A 15,619-nucleotide genomic window follows, 5' to 3' on the forward strand; every position below is an offset into this window, starting at 1 on the left:
TTCGTCGAACACATAACTTGCAAACGACATAAAACCTGTGGGAGCAAGGCTTGCCCGCGATGCTCTATCAGGCCACCGGGATTTTTGGCAGGTCGAGGGTCACGCCACCGCTAAATCGTGCGAAGGAACCGCTAATCGATTCATGGGGCACGCCCTTGGCCACGCTGCTGACGCCATCGCGGGCAAGCCTTGCTCCCACAGGAATTTCGTCGAACACATAACTTGCAAACGACATAAAACCTGTGGGAGCAAGGCTTGCCCGCGATGCTCTATCAGGCCACCGGGATTTTCGGCAGGTCGAGGGTCACGCCACCGCTAAATCGTGCGAAGGAACCGCTAATTGACTCATGGGGGACGCCTTTGGCTACGCTGCTGACGCCGTTGAGGCGCGCCAATTGCTCGTCATTCAACTGTACATTCAACGCCCCCAGGGTGGCGTCCAGCTGCTCACGGGTGCGCGAGCCGAGAATCGGAATCAGTGCAGTGGTCGAACGTTTGGCTTGCTCGCGCAGCCAGGCAATGGCCACATGGGTTGCACTGGCCGCCACTTCCTCGGCGACAGCCAGCAGGGTGTCGAGCAGGGCGGTTTCTCGGGCGCTTTTCTCGGCGTGAACCAGCACGCCGAGTTTATTGGCGCGGTTGTCGCCCTCGGTGTGGCGGTACTTGCCCGTGAGGAAACCGCCACCCAGCGGCGACCAAAGGGTTGCCGCCAGACCCAGCGCTTCGGCCATCGGCAGTTGCTCACGCTCGGCCGTGCGCTCGGCCAGACTGTACTCGACCTGAATCGCTGCAATGGGCGCAAAACCGCGCACCTCGGCCAACAGGTCGGCACGGGCGATGCGCCACGCCGGAAAATTCGACAGTCCGGCGTAATGGATCTTGCCGGCCCGTACCAGATCGTCGAAGCCACGCAGGATTTCTTCCATCGGCGTCACGCCATCACTCATGTGCGCCCAGAACAGATCGATGTGGTCGGTTTTCAACCGTTTCAAACTCTCTTCGACGGCACGAACCATGTTCTTGCGGTTGTTGCCGGTGTGGGAGACACCGGCTGCCGGCGTCGTCCCCAAGGTGTATTTGGTGGCGATGACCAGTTGATCCCGTTCAGCGGCGATGAATTCGCTGAGCATGCTTTCCGATTGGCCGCCCTGATAGCCGTTGGCGGTGTCGATAAAGTTGCCGCCAGCCTCAAGATAACCGTCGAAAATGCCCTTGGCTTCGTCACGCTCGGCACCATGGCCCCAACCGGTGCCAAAGTTGCCGGCGCCCAACGCCAGTTCGGAAACCCGCAGGCCGGTTTTGCGGCCAAAGACTTTGTAGTGCATGGGGATGACTCCTGAAGGAAGCGGTTGGGTGGATATAAATTACCAACAACATTTATTAAATATGATGGAGATAATCTAATTCGTCAACGTCCTTTTAAGCCGCCGCCCTGTAGGAGCTGGCTTGTCAGCGAAAGCGTTCTTTCCCGCAATGAATTTGCCGATTGACCCACCGCGTTCGTTGGCAAGCCAGCTCCTGCAAAGGGAGCGGTGTAGTCATCATCGACTAGTGGCATACTGCCGCGCATGAATGTCGACTCCCCCCTCAGTGCCTGGCAACACGCCATCGAACAAAAGGGTTTCGTCCAGGACGAAGCCCAGGAGCATGCCGTCTGGGCCTTGCAAAAGTGCCATGAAGCCTTGCATGAAGGGCGTGTGCCAATTGCCGGGGTTTACCTTTGGGGCCCGGTGGGGCGGGGGAAGACCTGGTTGATGGACCAGTTCTACCAACATCTGCGGGTTCCGGCCCGGCGCCAGCACTTTCATCATTTCATGGGCTGGGTGCATCAGCGTTCGTTTCAGCTCACCGGCACCGCCGACCCGCTGAAGGCCCTGGCGCGTGAATTGAGCGAAGAAGTGCGGGTGTTGTGCTTCGACGAATTGTTCGTCAATGACATCGGTGACGCGATCATTCTCGGGCGCTTGTTCCAGGTGATGTTCGAGCAGGGTGTGGTGGTGGTCTGCACCTCCAATCTTCCTCCGGACAAGCTGTACGCCGATGGCTTCAACCGTGACCGCTTTGTGCCCGCCATCATCGCGATCAAGCAGCATATGCAGGTCATTGCGGTGGACGGCGGCGAAGATCATCGCCTGCATCCGGGGCAGGGCCTGCAGCGTTACTGGGTAGTCGAGCCCGGACGCACCAGCGCACTGGATGAAGTATTCAAGCGGTTGACCGTCGACCAAGGGGCATCCAGCGAAGCGATCAAGGTCGGCTATCGCTCGCTGGATGTGGTGCGGGTGAGCAACACCGTGCTCTGGTGTCGTTACGCCGATCTGTGCGAACAACCGTTTGCCGCGATGGATTTCATGGCTTTGTGCGACACCTTCGGCGTTATCCTGTTGAGTGACGTACCCAATTTGAGCGCGCAAAAACGTCCGGGGCGTATCGCCCGAGGCACTGAGGACGGGGCTTCGCGGGTCGAGGCCGGGGATCGGGAATTGCCGCAGTTGTCGGTGCATGACGACGGTGTGCGGCGTTTCATTGCCCTGGTGGACGAGTGCTACGACCGCAAAGTGCCGCTGTACCTCGAAGCGCAGGTGCCGATGGATTCGCTCTACACCGAGGGTTACCTGGAATTCCCGTTCCGCCGCACCCTCAGTCGCTTGCAGGAAATGCAGCTGGAACGTTTCGCGCAGGTTTGAACATCAGGAGCCATCAGCTTCTGAGGGTTTGTATTCAGGAGACATCAGCATGAATCAGCCCCTGTCACACCATTTGTTGACCATGGCTTACCAGAACGCCTGGGCCAATCACCGGCTGGCCAAGGCCTGGTGCCAGTTGAGTCCGCAGGAGCTGGCCGCTCCTCGGGTCAGCTTCTTTCCCAGTATTCGCGCGACCCTCAATCACATCCTGACCTGCGACTGGTTTTACGTGGATGCCCTGGAGCGGGAGTTGCGCGGTGACGATCCCCATCCCGATTGCTACGTGTTTTTCCGCGACGACGAGCCGTTCGTCCATGCCCCGGACCTCAAGCGCGTGCAGGCTCAGGTCGACCGGCGACTGATCGCCTACTGCGAGCAAATGCGCGATGCGGATCTGCACAAGGTCGTCACCATCGCCCGGGACACGCCGCAACATGAAAGCCGTTTGCGCATGTTGTCGCACCTGTTCGAGCACCAGATCCATCATCGCGGCCAGACCCATGCCATGCTCAGCGGCACGTCGGTGAAACCGCCGCAATTGGACGAGTTTTTCTGTTCCGGCGAGTCGCATCTGCGGGCCGAGGACTTTGCCGAGCTGGGGTGGACCGAAGCGCTGATCTGGGGACATTGAAATCTTTTGATTTTCAATGGTTGTCGCCACCGACACGCTCGCGATATCGTCGCCAGGCCTTCCAGGGCGAACTGCGCACTGGGGCTATTCAATGTGATCGAGGATGGAAATGGATTCCGCGGAAATACTTGTGTTGCAAGCCAGCTACAGCAACCCGGTGCACGCCGAGGCGATCGGCCTGGTGCTCAACAGCTACGCCGAGGACCCGATGGGGGGCGGTCATTCCTTGCCTGCCGCGGTGCTGGAGCAGCTACCGGGTGAGTTGGCCAAGCGTGCCCATGCGTTCAGCGTCCTGGCCTTTGTCGGTGGCGAGCCGGCCGGGCTGGTCAATTGCTTTGAAGGGTTTTCGACCTTTGCCTGCCGGCCATTGGTCAACGTGCACGATGTGGCGGTGGTACCAAAGTTTCGCGGGTTGGGCTTGAGCCAGCGAATGCTGCAAAAGGTCGAAGACATTGCCCGTCAGCGCGGCTGCTGCAAAATCACCCTGGAAGTACTGGAAGGCAATGCGGTGGCACAGGCGTCTTATGACAAGTTCGGCTTTGCCCCTGGCGAATTCGACCCGGCGCACGGGCGCATGATGTTCTGGATCAAGCCACTTTGATCCGGGCATAAAAAAGGGCGTCCATCAGGACGCCCAATAGTCTTCTCTGACTGAAGAGCAGCAGTCAGAGGCGTAACAATCATTTCGGTCTGTAAGACTCGGTCATTTGTGCGGTTTGATCGTCCGGTACTCGCAGTTCATGGGTCTGGCTTTGCGTGATGTTGCCCAATGCCACTTGCTGGTTGTAGCGCAAGGTTTCGTAGTAGTACCTCATGCGTTCGGCTCCGCCTTCGGCAAAGGCGCCAGCGGAGCCCAGCGTCGTGAGGACCGCGAGAATCAGCGTAGTACGTTTCATGGTGTGCCTCCCACTTACAGATGTCGGATGCCTTTCGTCCATGAGTCAATCAATCAAAATCGAACCCTCATTATCCGCCGATTCTGTTAAATGGGAATTAACTGCGCCTGGAGATTTCTGCCCGGTCCAGGCACAAGTTTCCTGCAACCACAGAAGCTGTGGGAGCAAGCGCGCTCACAGGTTTGAAGGGTGTATCAGCAGGAAAGTGTGAAAAAAATTCGAGAATGGCCAGGTTGGGTGGCGGGCCTGGGTGATGCGCAAGCAGGCTGTGCTGCTTGCGATTCAAGCGAGGGGGTCAGGCGTGGGGAGCACGTTGGATCACGGGTAAGGGCTGTTGATTCTGGATTAGCGCGCGCAGTTGCGCCAACTCCTGCCTCAACTGTTCACGCTCGTCTTTCAACTGGCGCAATTCCTCGCGGCGGATCGTGACGTAAAGGGTTTGTGCCGGCAGTGCATTGTGTACTGTGCCCATTGCTCACCTCGCAAATGGCGTGTCTCAACTGTAAATCCGCCCCGACATCGGAGCCAGAATTACTATCGGCGCCAATTTTGATTTCTTTTGCCCATGAAGGGAACTTTTTTATTTTTCAGTGTCGTTGTGTCTTCGGCACGATTCCCGACGTTATCTGTCTGGATCGGGCACAATGCCCGGAAACTTCATGCCAGCGCTCTGGACTAACCTCAATAGTCGCGTTGGGCTATAACCAATGACACACTTTTATTTGTAGTAGGGAGCATCAGCACATGCAACTCGGGATTATTGGACTGGGCCGCATGGGCGGTAATATTGCGCGGCGCCTGATGCTCAACGGGCATACCACCGTTGTGTACGACCGCAATACCGCCTTCGTCGACACCTTGACCGAAGAAGGCGCCACCGGCGTTGCCGATTTGCCAGCCCTGGTCGCTGGCCTGGCCAAACCGCGAGCGGTGTGGGTCATGCTGCCTGCAGGCGCACCGACCGAAGACACCATCGAAACCCTGAGCACCTTGCTCGAAGCCGGCGATACCATCATTGACGGCGGCAACACCCACTATAAGGACGACATCCGCCGGGCCAAGACCCTCTCGGAAAAAGGCCTGCACTATATCGACGTGGGCACTTCCGGCGGTGTCTGGGGCCTGGAGCGCGGTTACTGCATGATGATCGGCGGCGATGCCGAGACCGTCACACGCCTTGATCCGCTGTTCGCCAGCCTGGCCCCGGGCATGGGCGACATCCCGCGTACCAAAGACCGCAAGTCTGACGACGATCGTGCCGAGCACGGTTACATCCATGCCGGCCCGGCGGGCGCCGGGCATTTTGTGAAGATGATCCACAACGGCATCGAATACGGAATGATGCAGGCCTTTGCCGAAGGCTTCGACATCCTCAAGACCAAGTCCAGCTCCCGCCTGCCGGAAGACCAGCGCTTCGACTTGAACGTGGCTGACATCGCCGAAGTCTGGCGCCGTGGCAGCGTGGTCTCGTCGTGGTTGCTCGACCTGACGGCCGATGCATTGGCCAGTGATAAGGATCTCGACGGTTTTTCCGGTTCCGTAGCGGACAGCGGTGAAGGTCAATGGACCATCGAAGCCGCCATGGAACAAGCGGTACCGGTGCCTGTGCTGTCGAACTCCCTGTTCTCCCGCTATCGTTCCCGTGGTCAGGGTACCTTTGGCGACAAGATTCTCTCGGCACAGCGCTTCGGCTTTGGCGGCCACGTGGAGACACCTAAAAAATGACGCATGCGATCCGCAGAAAATCCAAGGCCGAAACCGCGCCACCGACCACGCTGTTTCTGTTCGGCGCCCATGGTGATCTGGTCAAGCGCCTGCTGATGCCGGCGCTGTATAACCTCAAGCGCGACGGTTTACTCGGGGATGGACTGCGGATCATCGGCGTTGACCACAACGCCATCAGCGATGAAGGCTTCGCGAAAAAACTCGAAGACTTCATTCGCAGCGAAGTGGCCGGCAAAGTCGGCAAGGGCGATCAATCCCTTGATCCGGATTTGTGGGCCCAGCTCGCCAAAGGCATCAGCTACGTCCAGGGTGATTTCCTGGACGACAGCACTTATCAAGCGCTGGCGGCGAAAATCGCCGACAGCGGCACCGGCAACGCGGTGTTCTACCTGGCCACCGCGCCACGTTTTTTCAGTGAAGTTGTACGCCGCCTCGGCGCTTGCGGGCTGCTCGAAGAGAGCCCCGAGGCGTTCAGAAGGGTGGTGATCGAAAAACCCTTCGGTTCCGATCTGCCCACCGCTGAGGCATTGAATGCCTGCTTGCTCAAGGTCATGTCAGAGAAGCAGATCTACCGGATCGATCATTACCTGGGCAAGGAGACCGTGCAGAACATTCTGATCAGCCGCTTCTCCAACAGCCTGTTCGAAGCGTTCTGGAACAATCATTACATCGATCATGTGCAGATCACCGCCGCCGAAACCGTCGGCGTGGAAACCCGTGGCAGTTTCTACGAAAACACCGGGGCGCTGCGGGACATGGTGCCCAATCACCTGTTCCAGTTGCTGGCGATGGTGGCCATGGAGCCGCCGGCCGCCTTCGGTGCCGATGCGGTGCGGGGCGAGAAGGCCAAGGTTGTCGGCGCGATTCGTCCGTGGTCGATTGAAGAGGCACGGGCCAACTCGGTGCGCGGCCAGTACACCGCGGGTGAAGTCGATGGCAAAACCTTGCCGGGTTATCGCCAGGAAGAGCGGGTCGCGCCTGACAGCAACACCGAAACCTATGTGGCCCTCAAGGTGATGATCGATAACTGGCGTTGGGTCGGCGTGCCGTTCTACCTGCGCACCGGCAAGCGCATGAGTGTGCGTGACACCGAAATTGTCATCTGCTTCAAACCGGCACCGTATGCGCAGTTCCGCGATACCGAGGTCGATGAACTCGCGCCAACCTACCTGCGTATCCAGATCCAGCCCAACGAAGGCATGTGGTTCGATCTGCTGGCCAAGCGGCCGGGCCAGGCCCTGAAGATGGACAACATCGAATTGGGTTTTGCCTACAAGGATTTCTTCAAAATGCAGCCGTCAACCGGCTACGAAACCCTGATCTACGATTGCCTGACCGGTGATCAGACGCTGTTCCAGCGTGCCGACAACATCGAAAACGGCTGGCGTGCGGTTCAGCCGTTCCTCGACGCCTGGCAACAGGATGCAACGGTGCAGGGCTATGCCGCGGGTGAAGACGGACCACAGGCCGCCGAAGCCTTGCTGACGCGCGACGGTCGCGTCTGGCATGGCCTCGGATGATCGATGCCCTGTAGGAGCGAGCTTGCTCGCGATGAACACGAGAACGACGCGGGCATTCAGGATGCCAGCGTCATCGTTGACGACCATCGCGAGCAAGCTCGCTCCTGCAGGTTTTACAACCAGTAGCTCACCGCATACCACCCCAGAATCCCCATCACCACCGTATACGGCAACGCCATCCACACCATGCGCCCGTAAGACAGCCGAATCAGCGGTGCAATCGCCGACGTCAACAGGAACAGGAACGCGGCCTGTCCATTGGGCGTGGCAACGCTTGGCAAATTGGTGCCCGTATTGATCGCGATGGCCAGCGTCTCGAAATGCTCACGGCTCATGTGCCCTGAGACGAATGCCTGTTTCACTTCAGTGATGTAGATCGTTGCCACGAACACGTTGTCGCTGATGGCCGAGAGCAAGCCATTGGCAATGAACAGCATGCCCGGTTGTTGATCGGCCGGCAGGGCCAGAACCCACTGAATCAAGGGTGTGAACAGTTGCTGATCGTGAATCACCGCCACCACGGCAAAAAACACCACCAGCAGGGCGGTGAACGGCATTGCGTCCTTGAACGCCGTACCGAGACGGTGCTCGTCGGTAATCCCGGTGAACGCCGTGATCAACACAATCACCATCAAACCGATCAAACCCACTTGCGCCACATGAAACGCCAGCCCGGCAATCAGGATCAGTGCGGCCACGGCCTGCACGATCAGCGCTGCGCGCTGGCGTGCGGTACGTTCGATATCGTCCTGGGCTGCGTAATTGGCCAACACCGCCCGTACGTTGTCCGGCAGCAACGTGCCGTAACCGAACCAGCGCAGTTTCTCCAGCAGGACGCAGGTCACCAGGCCGGCGCCCAATACCGGCAGCGAAACCGGCGCGATCTTCAGAAAGAATTCGGCGAAGTGCCAACCCATCTCATGGCCGATCAACAGGTTCTGCGGTTCGCCCACCAGCGTACAGACGCCACCCAGCGCCGTACCCACGGCACCGTGCATCAGCAGGCTGCGCAGGAAGGCGCGAAATTGATCGAGGTCGTCATGGTGGAGCGTGGGCAGGTATTGGTCATCGCCGAACTCACTGTCCTGTCGCGGATCTGTGCCTGAAGCCACGCGGTGGTACACCGAATAAAAGCCGACGGCCGCACTGATGATGACGGCGGTCACGGTCAAGGCATCAAGGAACGCCGACAGAAACGCCGACAAAAAACAGAACATCAACGCAAGCATGGCCTTGGAGTGCACGCCAAGCAGCAAGCGCGAGAACAGAAACAACAGCAGGTCTTTCATGAAGTAGATGCCGGCCACCATAAACATCAGCAGCAGGATCACCGGAAAGTTGTGCACCAGTTCGTCATAAAGCGCCTGGGGCGTGGTCATTTTCAGCAACAGTGCTTCGACCAGCAACAAGCCACCGGGCATTAACGGATAGCATTTGAGTGCCATGGCCAGGGTGAAGATAAACTCCAGTACCAACAGCCAACCCGCAACGACCGGACCGGCGCTCCAAAACACCAGTGCGTTGATAATTAGAAAACCAACAATACAGATTTTGTACCAGCGGGGTGAGTTGCCGAGAAAGTTATGCGCGAACGCCTGGGTCATGGAACCGGACATCGGCTACTCCTTGTAAAAAGAAGCGCGCAAGTTGCCGTAAGCGAAAGAGAAGATCAAGTGCAGTAAAGTGTCGGTGGATCAGCCCAAATAGCGTGCGACGACCGCACGGTAGTTACCGTCCAGTGAATATCCGCCTACCACGATATTTCCATCGGCCTGGACTGCCAGTGAAGTTGCCGTATCCAGACTGCGACCGAGTCGGGTACGAACCCATCCGTCTCCATTGCCAAAGCCAGGGTCGAGAAGGCCGTCGCTGTAGCGGCCCAGAATAAAATCGGCCTCGACACCACCAATGGTTGCACCGGCCGTGACTACACTGCCATCCGGTTGTGCCTGTGCAGCGGACCACTGACAACCACTGCGTCCGAGTTCAAGTAAATGTGCCTGGCCGTCGTTGCAATGCTTGTCCGGGCGGCCATTGATGTGCAGTTTCAGGGAAAGGCAGCGCATCGGATCGCGGCTGCTGCCAAAACACTGCAGGTCGCCGTTAACCAGTTGGACAATCTGGCTGACTTGGGCACTTTGCCCCTGAGCCTTGAAATTCATGAATCCGTCTACGGCAAAACGCTCGTCCAAGCTGCCGTCGGCGTGATAGCGGGCCAGCAAACCTTCCTCGGGGAAGTTGATCGATCCACCCACCAGGATTCGACCATCGCGTTGCACCCTCACGCTGTTGAGCCAGGTGTTCATCAACAAATGCCTGACGATCACAAATCCGCGGCCATTGAAGGTGCTATCCAACTGACCATCAGGGTCGAGTCGTATGAGCAGGCCGGCATGATCGGCCAGTTCGAAATGATGGTTGGCCACCAGCACGATTCGGCCGTCCTCTTGTATCCCGGCATCACAGGCTTCGGCTCCCGGCACACCGGGAGGCAGCCAGGCATCGCGAATCCCGTGGGACAGATTGCCCGGCAGTCGCACGACACGTCGGCCGTTGTCGCCAAACCCCTGGACCGGGCAGCCTTGCGGGTCGAATAGCGCCACGGCAGGAAGAGTGCGATGGGCATTTTCATAGTGCAGGCCGGTCAGCAGAATGTGCCCGTTGGGTAGCACTTGAACCTTGCCGGCCGTGGCTTCGAAGCCCGGTTCGAATTGTCCGATGACGCTGCCTTTGTAGCCGAATGTCAGATCCGCCGAACCATCGTCCAGCAAGCGAGCCAGGCCAAAGCGGCTGCCTCCCGCCGTTCCGATCTTTGCCGCGACCAGCAAACGCCCCTGGGAATCCAGGGCGACGCTGTTCGCCATGCTCGAAAGACTGCCGGCAAAGTACACCTGGGTTTTGCCGTGAGTGGCGAAGCTGCTATCGAGTTTCCCGGCGTTAGTGAACGCGGTCGGGAAAGCTAGAACGGACTGGATTGACATGCGCGCATCTCCTTGCGAGTCGTCCTGGTCCAAGGGTTGGGAGTGGCGACTTAATAAGAAGAACATTCAATCCCTGAATGCCTGGATGCACAACTGACAGAACTAACAGGCGGAGGGTCGTTGTGCGCCACAACAGTGTCTTTTCGAACCATTGGCAAGCTTGCAAAGTATTAAACGTGCGCTAGTTCAAATAACGAAGTATTGCAAGTGCGTTGGGTCAGTAAAAAAGCTGGAACTAACGACAGGGGAAGGAGGGCGCGGATTACCTCGCAGTAATCCGCAAAACTATTAATTTGGCATCGACCACGACTGCAGTTTGTAACCTTCCAGGCTCAACTCTTCACGGGCCTGTTCAAGCAGGCGTTGAAGCTGCTCGGGATCGGTGTAGGCGCTGCTCGGAATCTGCTTGCGACCTATACTGTTGTTGGTGCGGTCGATGACGGTGAGGCTGAGTTCGCCGTTACCGTCCTGTGGGGCCCAGGCCACGCACTGGAAAGGTTTAAATGCGCGGTCGGCAATCAAAAGAGCTTCGTTGATACGGAGCGGGGCGTTCATGGGATCTTCTCTCTGTATGCCCAATCAAGTGATGTGCCGACGGTTGGGCTTACCGTTCGGCTGGTTACTTGTACTGATGCCCGCTACCGGGGTTCGGGTCACACACAATGAAAAGAAATTTCAACTTTTTGTCAGATGCCCATTGCAAACACTTGTTTTGAAAGCTGAATGAAAGGAAAGACTCGTTAGGTAACTATCGATGCAGTTTCTTATAACTCTTTACACAACAACCCTATAGTCAAACGGTACAAGGCCACGTCAAATTCTTGCTAATGTTACAGCCAGGTCCGCCAAATGACTGTTTTTAATAAAATTTCCCCGGATTTGGCGCCAAGGAACCGTCATGAGCGAAGCGCCAGCCTTACGACGTCTATTAGTGGTTGATCCCGACGACGACTGCCATCGTGTGTTGCCGGGATTACGCTCCGTGGGTTGGGATGTTGACAGCTGTTCGCTGGAAAACGCCTCCGACCGAACCTGTGATGTGGGTTTGTTACGCCTGCAGCCTTTTCATCTCGAACACCCGGACGCCGTCAAGGAACTGATCAGCCGCAGCGGAACCGAATGGATCGCCGTCCTGAATCAGGAAGTCCTGCGCCTGCAAAATGTCGGGGACTTTGTCTGTGAATGGTTTTTTGACTTCCATACCTTGCCGTTCGACGTCTCCAGGGTCCAGGTCACACTGGGCAGGGCGTTTGGCATGGCGCGCCTGCGCGGGCAGGGCACGGTTCATATCGATCAGCCCGAGCACGAACTGCTGGGCGACAGCAAGCCCATACGTGAGTTGCGCAAGCTGCTCAGCAAGCTGGCACCCACTGAGTCGCCGGTGTTGATTCGCGGCGAAAGCGGGACGGGCAAGGAACTGGTTGCCCGCACGTTGCATCGGCTATCGCTGCGTCACAGTAAACCCTTTGTCGCGATCAATTGTGGCGCGATTCCCGAGCACCTGATCCAGTCCGAACTGTTCGGTCACGAGAAGGGTGCCTTTACGGGTGCCCATCAACGCAAGATCGGGCGGCTCGAAGCGGCTAACGGCGGCACGCTGTTTCTCGACGAGATCGGTGATCTGCCCCTGGAGCTGCAGGCGAACCTGCTGCGTTTCCTCCAGGAAAAGCACATCGAACGGGTGGGTGGCAGTCAACCGATTCCGGTGGATGTACGGGTGTTGGCCGCGACCCACGTCGATCTCGAGGCCGCGATCGAGAAGAAACGCTTTCGTGAAGATCTTTACTATCGCCTGAACGTGTTGCAGGTCGCAACCGCCCCCCTGCGTGAACGCAATGGCGATCTGTCGATGCTGGCCAACCACTTTTCCCATTTCTACAGCCACGAAACCGGCCGCCGTCCGCGCAGCTTCAGCGAAGACGCCTTGATTGCCATGGGCAAGCATGACTGGCCGGGTAATGTTCGTGAGCTGGCCAACCGGGTGCGTCGCGGGTTGGTACTGGCCGAAGGCCGGCAGATCGAAGCGCGAGACCTGGGGCTGATCAGCCATCAGGGCGTTGCCCCGCCTATGGGCACGCTGGAAGAGTACAAGTACCGGGCAGAGCGCCAGGCCTTGTGCGATGTGCTTAACCGCCACAGCGATAATTTGAGCATCGCCGCCAAGGTACTGGGGATATCCAGGCCGACCTTTTACCGTCTGTTGCACAAGCATCAGATCCGTTAAACACACCTGTAGGAGCGAGCTTGCTCGCGAAAAACGTCAGGACAACGCGATCATTCAAGAGGCCCGCGTTTTCGTTCACGTCCATCGCGAGCAAGCTCGCTCCTACAAGCCCCGCTGCGACCTGAATCGCAGTGGGGCTTTTTTGTGGGTGCGGGATCAGAAGTAGTACGGGAATTTCAGGCTGAAGGAAAAGTCCGGCGAGTCTTCGGTCAGGCCGATGGCCAGGTTAGGAACGATCGTCAGGTTATCGGAGGCTGCCAGGGTCATGCCGATGTTGAAGTTGGCCGAGTTGTAGTCGCTGTTGGTAATCGATTGCCAATCGCCACCGTCCGGTTTGATCTTGCTCTTGCGAGCGAACTGATCGGTGAACGAGAACGACATACTCATCTTCTCGTTCAAGGCGAATGCAATGCCGGCGCCGACCTGCCAGGAATCACCCAGTTTCACGTCGCCTTTTACTTTGGAATTGATCTGGGGGCTGATGTCGCTGAAAGAGTCCTCCATGTTGTAGGTGTAGGAAAGGCTGCCGAACAGTACCGCCGGGTCGAAGGTCTTGACCAGCGAGATACCCGGGGTGATGGCCCAGACACCATTGCCGGTAGGCAAGTCCTCGGGGACCGAGAGGTTGTCGTTGCTCGGATCGTTGACCAGCTTGATGCCGTAAGGGTCCTTGCCGGTCGGCGCCTTGATGCGCAGCGTAGCGACCGCGTCGGGCAGGTTGACCGACTCATCCAGAAATTTGTAGGCAACCCCGACGTTCACATCGCCGATGGTCGGGTCGCGGGTAACGGTTGCGTCCGATGTCACCGGTCCTGCGCCGCCGGCGCCACCGGAGGAATATGTTGATTCGCGATACACTACGGGGACGTTGATGTCGAACTGCCACCGTTGTGCTACGTTGTAACGAGCGGTCAGGTCCAGTGTCCAGTTGTCGGCCTTGATGCGGTCGAGGTTGATGTCGCCGAGAAAAATCGAGTCCAGTGCCAGGAAGCCGTTGAGCGTCAGTGCGCGGGTATCGTAGTGGGTATAGGTCAGGCCGGTTTCGACACTGAATTTGCCACCGCCGAAGAACCCGCTGGCTTCGTCGTACAGGTTCGAAACGCTTTGTGCCGGTTCCGAGTCATCCTTGAGCGACTGCCCGTAGGAACTGCCTGTCGTCCCGGGCGCACCGGTGGCCACCGTCTGGCCACCCTTGGGCGTTTCGGCAGGGGATTTGGTCAGGCGTTTGGGAGCAGGTGTCGTCGGTGCTTCTTCGACTTGGCGAACGCGCTGCTCGAGGACCATCAGCGCGTTCTGTTGTGCTTCGTAACGTTGTTTCAACTCCATGAGTTCTTGTTTTAGTGCTTCAACCTGGGGATCCGGTGCTGCGTATAGCAATGTTGCCGGGGCCAGGCTACTCAAACAGACAATAGCTCTGAACGTTAACGATCGATGCATGGGTTAGCCGTCCCTTCTGACTACAGATGATGAGACTGAGCGTAGATCAGAATCCGATAGTGCGAAGACCTTTGAGTTGGTCCAGGTTGCCGTTCAGTGACCCGCCTGTTGACACGTTGTCACGCAGCACGACATTGAGGGAGGTGAGGTTGCGGACCTGGTTGCTGGCGCCGAGCAACGTCGTGTTCTGCATCAGCCCGCCCTGGCCCAGCCGTTGAATGGTGCTGCCCTGGTTGTTGTTGGCCACGATGTTGAGTTGCACGCCATTACCGGTCGAGGTAACACTCAGCGTACCTGCGTCATTGGAACGGGCCAGTGTCGAGTTCGCGGCCAATGCCTGGCCCTGCGGTTGCGTTGCGGGCGCCTGGTTGGCCTTGGTGACGTTGATGTCGACGTTGTTGTAGGCCGTATTGTTGTCGCCAGCAGCCCGCACGACTTGGGTGACGCCTTCGGTAGTGTTGAGACCGTTGCCACCAGTGACGGTACCGGTGCCGGTGCTGGTGTTTTGCGAACTCGCCGAGCCATTACCTTTTTCGTCGATCATCGACACATAGAACTGTGGCTTGCTGGTCGATTGTTGAACTTGCAACGAGGAAGTTGCCCCGATGATGTCACCCTTGGCATTTTGCCAAGCGCTGGTCATGACCACGCCGAAACTGATGATCCGTCCCGGCATGACATAGCGGCCTCGCAGGGTCGCCAATTCCTGATCCTTCAGTTCGATGGGTTTGAACATTTCTGCCTGGGCCGACAGGCTGGCGGTCAGGCAAACCACGGCCAGCCAGATTGAAGTCTTCATTGAAGTCTCCCGGAGCGTCATGCTCCCATTGTTATTAGAAGAAGTCGCTTTGGATGAATCCATAATCCAACAACTGTGCGTCTGGCACCGGGGTGAAATTGTTGATGCGGTTCTTGGCGGTCAGGGGCATGGGAGGGTCGAGCAACGCATTGGTTTTGTCGTAGCCCTTGCCGATGACGGCAAAGATGATGCCGTTCCAGCCTTTGATGAAGTCGTCGACTTTGTAGCGTTTATGACCGAGTACCGGATCTCCGACGTAGACCCAGTCGTTGTGGACTCTTTGCATGACCACAAAATGTTTGTAGCCACGGATATCCATGAGGACGACTACCGGAATCTTGATGTCCTTCAATGTTTCTGTCGCTACCCGGTAGCCACGGGCCCGCATGCCGATACTTTCCACGTAGCGCTTCATGTCGAGCATGGAGAAGCCCTGGACGCGGACAAGATTTTGATCTGAATGTGCCAGCATGCCTTCGATAATCTGTTCTTCATTCACGTCCAGCCAATAGGCCTGGCGCAAGATGGTCGCCAGGGCAGCTGCGCCGCAACTGAAGTCGGTTTTCTGTTGTACCAGGTCGGCAAATTTACGCTCGCGTACGCTCTGGATCGGTTTGTACACCACCGCGCCACCCGGCAGGATGGAAAGCGGCAGTTGTGCAGCCTCGATCACGCTGGCCACGCAGAGCAAAAGTGCCAAGGCGATAATGCGCATGTGG

General features: G+C 57.8%; 16 protein-coding genes. 6 read left to right on the top strand and 10 right to left on the bottom strand.

The window, feature by feature from the left end:
* Positions 1 to 67 precede the first annotated feature (67 nt).
* Together GPL81_RS22715 and GPL81_RS22720 are read right to left on the bottom strand one after the other, a co-directional pair.
* Complete coding sequence (locus tag GPL81_RS22715; RefSeq protein WP_160108523.1) at positions 68 to 235, bottom strand: hypothetical protein; 168 nt, start codon at positions 233 to 235, stop codon at positions 68 to 70.
* A 37-nt stretch (positions 236 to 272) separates the two neighbouring features.
* Positions 273 to 1,325, bottom strand: a complete 1,053-nt coding sequence (locus GPL81_RS22720; RefSeq protein ID WP_160108524.1) for an aldo/keto reductase — start codon at positions 1,323 to 1,325, stop codon at positions 273 to 275.
* 243 nt (positions 1,326 to 1,568) lie between these two features.
* Here GPL81_RS22720 and zapE point away from each other — a divergent pair, with 243 nt between their 5' ends.
* The 3 genes from zapE to GPL81_RS22735 all read left to right on the top strand — a co-directional run bounded on the left by zapE (position 1,569) and on the right by GPL81_RS22735 (position 3,919).
* Positions 1,569 to 2,687 carry a cell division protein ZapE gene (gene zapE / locus GPL81_RS22725; RefSeq protein WP_160108525.1) on the top strand — a complete coding sequence of 373 codons (1,119 nt, stop codon included), beginning with the start codon at positions 1,569 to 1,571 and terminating at the stop codon, positions 2,685 to 2,687.
* Positions 2,688 to 2,736: 49 nt separating this feature from the next.
* A complete protein-coding gene (locus GPL81_RS22730) occupies positions 2,737 to 3,318 on the top strand; it encodes a DinB family protein (RefSeq protein ID WP_160108526.1) in 582 nt (193 codons plus the stop codon).
* Between the two features lie 109 nt (positions 3,319 to 3,427).
* Positions 3,428 to 3,919, top strand: a complete 492-nt coding sequence (locus tag GPL81_RS22735) for a GNAT family N-acetyltransferase (RefSeq protein WP_160108599.1) — start codon at positions 3,428 to 3,430, stop codon at positions 3,917 to 3,919.
* A 79-nt stretch (positions 3,920 to 3,998) separates the two neighbouring features.
* On the opposite strand, the gene GPL81_RS22740 is transcribed toward GPL81_RS22735, so the two are convergent.
* Positions 3,999 to 4,214 (bottom strand): hypothetical protein, encoded by a 216-nt coding sequence (locus GPL81_RS22740; RefSeq protein WP_096511212.1) that lies wholly within the window; start codon positions 4,212 to 4,214, stop codon positions 3,999 to 4,001.
* A gap of 295 nt (positions 4,215 to 4,509) precedes the next feature.
* Positions 4,510 to 4,686 (bottom strand): DUF6026 family protein, encoded by a 177-nt coding sequence (locus GPL81_RS31140; protein WP_178122622.1) that lies wholly within the window; start codon positions 4,684 to 4,686, stop codon positions 4,510 to 4,512.
* Positions 4,687 to 4,958: 272 nt separating this feature from the next.
* Between GPL81_RS31140 and gnd the strand changes: the two genes are divergently transcribed.
* Positions 4,959 to 5,939 carry a phosphogluconate dehydrogenase (NAD(+)-dependent, decarboxylating) gene (gene gnd / locus GPL81_RS22745; protein WP_121101648.1) on the top strand — a complete coding sequence of 327 codons (981 nt, stop codon included), beginning with the start codon at positions 4,959 to 4,961 and terminating at the stop codon, positions 5,937 to 5,939.
* Positions 5,936 to 7,459, top strand: a complete 1,524-nt coding sequence (gene zwf, locus GPL81_RS22750; protein ID WP_096511216.1) for a glucose-6-phosphate dehydrogenase — start codon at positions 5,936 to 5,938, stop codon at positions 7,457 to 7,459. The genes gnd and zwf overlap by 4 nt, the downstream gene beginning before the upstream one ends.
* Positions 7,460 to 7,572: 113 nt before the next feature.
* Here zwf and nhaB read toward each other — a convergent pair whose 3' ends face one another.
* From nhaB to GPL81_RS22765, 3 genes are all read right to left on the bottom strand, one after another.
* Positions 7,573 to 9,075 carry a sodium/proton antiporter NhaB gene (gene nhaB / locus GPL81_RS22755; protein ID WP_160108527.1) on the bottom strand — a complete coding sequence of 501 codons (1,503 nt, stop codon included), beginning with the start codon at positions 9,073 to 9,075 and terminating at the stop codon, positions 7,573 to 7,575.
* A gap of 78 nt (positions 9,076 to 9,153) precedes the next feature.
* Positions 9,154 to 10,440, bottom strand: a complete 1,287-nt coding sequence (locus tag GPL81_RS22760; protein WP_160108528.1) for an NHL repeat-containing protein — start codon at positions 10,438 to 10,440, stop codon at positions 9,154 to 9,156.
* Between the two features lie 288 nt (positions 10,441 to 10,728).
* Positions 10,729 to 10,995, bottom strand: coding sequence for a hypothetical protein (locus tag GPL81_RS22765; RefSeq protein WP_096511222.1), 267 nt, complete (start codon positions 10,993 to 10,995; stop codon positions 10,729 to 10,731).
* A gap of 343 nt (positions 10,996 to 11,338) precedes the next feature.
* Here GPL81_RS22765 and GPL81_RS22770 point away from each other — a divergent pair, with 343 nt between their 5' ends.
* Positions 11,339 to 12,664: a sigma-54 dependent transcriptional regulator gene (locus GPL81_RS22770; protein ID WP_096511224.1), complete on the top strand. Its 1,326-nt coding sequence runs from the start codon at positions 11,339 to 11,341 to the stop codon at positions 12,662 to 12,664.
* A gap of 156 nt (positions 12,665 to 12,820) precedes the next feature.
* Here the strand turns inward: GPL81_RS22770 and GPL81_RS22775 are convergent, their stop codons facing one another.
* From GPL81_RS22775 to GPL81_RS22785, 3 genes are read right to left on the bottom strand one after another with little or no spacing between them, the layout of a single operon-like run.
* Positions 12,821 to 14,101, bottom strand: a complete 1,281-nt coding sequence (locus GPL81_RS22775) for a coiled-coil domain-containing protein (RefSeq protein WP_160108529.1) — start codon at positions 14,099 to 14,101, stop codon at positions 12,821 to 12,823.
* Between the two features lie 46 nt (positions 14,102 to 14,147).
* Positions 14,148 to 14,900 carry a hypothetical protein gene (locus tag GPL81_RS22780; protein ID WP_160108530.1) on the bottom strand — a complete coding sequence of 251 codons (753 nt, stop codon included), beginning with the start codon at positions 14,898 to 14,900 and terminating at the stop codon, positions 14,148 to 14,150.
* Between the two features lie 34 nt (positions 14,901 to 14,934).
* Complete coding sequence (locus GPL81_RS22785; protein WP_160108531.1) at positions 14,935 to 15,615, bottom strand: C39 family peptidase; 681 nt, start codon at positions 15,613 to 15,615, stop codon at positions 14,935 to 14,937.
* Between the last annotated feature and the right edge of the window lie 4 nt (positions 15,616 to 15,619).

Source organism: Pseudomonas izuensis (assembly GCF_009861505.1).
In the GTDB taxonomy this organism is placed as follows: Bacteria; Pseudomonadota; Gammaproteobacteria; order Pseudomonadales; family Pseudomonadaceae; genus Aquipseudomonas; species Aquipseudomonas izuensis.

Excerpts from the sequence above, each read along its gene's own strand:
- GPL81_RS22760 (WP_160108528.1), bottom strand. The coding sequence starts at position 10,440 with ATGTCAATCCAGTCCGTTCTAGCTTTCCCGACCGCGTTCACTAACGCC.
- zapE (WP_160108525.1), top strand. The coding sequence starts at position 1,569 with ATGAATGTCGACTCCCCCCTCAGTGCCTGGCAACACGCCATCGAACAA.
- nhaB (WP_160108527.1), bottom strand. The coding sequence starts at position 9,075 with ATGTCCGGTTCCATGACCCAGGCGTTCGCGCATAACTTTCTCGGCAAC.
- GPL81_RS22735 (WP_160108599.1), top strand. The coding sequence starts at position 3,428 with ATGGATTCCGCGGAAATACTTGTGTTGCAAGCCAGCTACAGCAACCCG.
- GPL81_RS22720 (WP_160108524.1), bottom strand. The coding sequence starts at position 1,325 with ATGCACTACAAAGTCTTTGGCCGCAAAACCGGCCTGCGGGTTTCCGAA.
- GPL81_RS22785 (WP_160108531.1), bottom strand. The coding sequence starts at position 15,615 with ATGCGCATTATCGCCTTGGCACTTTTGCTCTGCGTGGCCAGCGTGATC.
- GPL81_RS22715 (WP_160108523.1), bottom strand. The coding sequence starts at position 235 with ATGTCGTTTGCAAGTTATGTGTTCGACGAAATTCCTGTGGGAGCAAGG.
- GPL81_RS22775 (WP_160108529.1), bottom strand. The coding sequence starts at position 14,101 with ATGCATCGATCGTTAACGTTCAGAGCTATTGTCTGTTTGAGTAGCCTG.
- GPL81_RS22740 (WP_096511212.1), bottom strand. The coding sequence starts at position 4,214 with ATGAAACGTACTACGCTGATTCTCGCGGTCCTCACGACGCTGGGCTCC.
- GPL81_RS22770 (WP_096511224.1), top strand. The coding sequence starts at position 11,339 with ATGAGCGAAGCGCCAGCCTTACGACGTCTATTAGTGGTTGATCCCGAC.
- gnd (WP_121101648.1), top strand. The coding sequence starts at position 4,959 with ATGCAACTCGGGATTATTGGACTGGGCCGCATGGGCGGTAATATTGCG.
- GPL81_RS22765 (WP_096511222.1), bottom strand. The coding sequence starts at position 10,995 with ATGAACGCCCCGCTCCGTATCAACGAAGCTCTTTTGATTGCCGACCGC.
- GPL81_RS22730 (WP_160108526.1), top strand. The coding sequence starts at position 2,737 with ATGAATCAGCCCCTGTCACACCATTTGTTGACCATGGCTTACCAGAAC.
- GPL81_RS31140 (WP_178122622.1), bottom strand. The coding sequence starts at position 4,686 with ATGGGCACAGTACACAATGCACTGCCGGCACAAACCCTTTACGTCACG.
- zwf (WP_096511216.1), top strand. The coding sequence starts at position 5,936 with ATGACGCATGCGATCCGCAGAAAATCCAAGGCCGAAACCGCGCCACCG.
- GPL81_RS22780 (WP_160108530.1), bottom strand. The coding sequence starts at position 14,900 with ATGAAGACTTCAATCTGGCTGGCCGTGGTTTGCCTGACCGCCAGCCTG.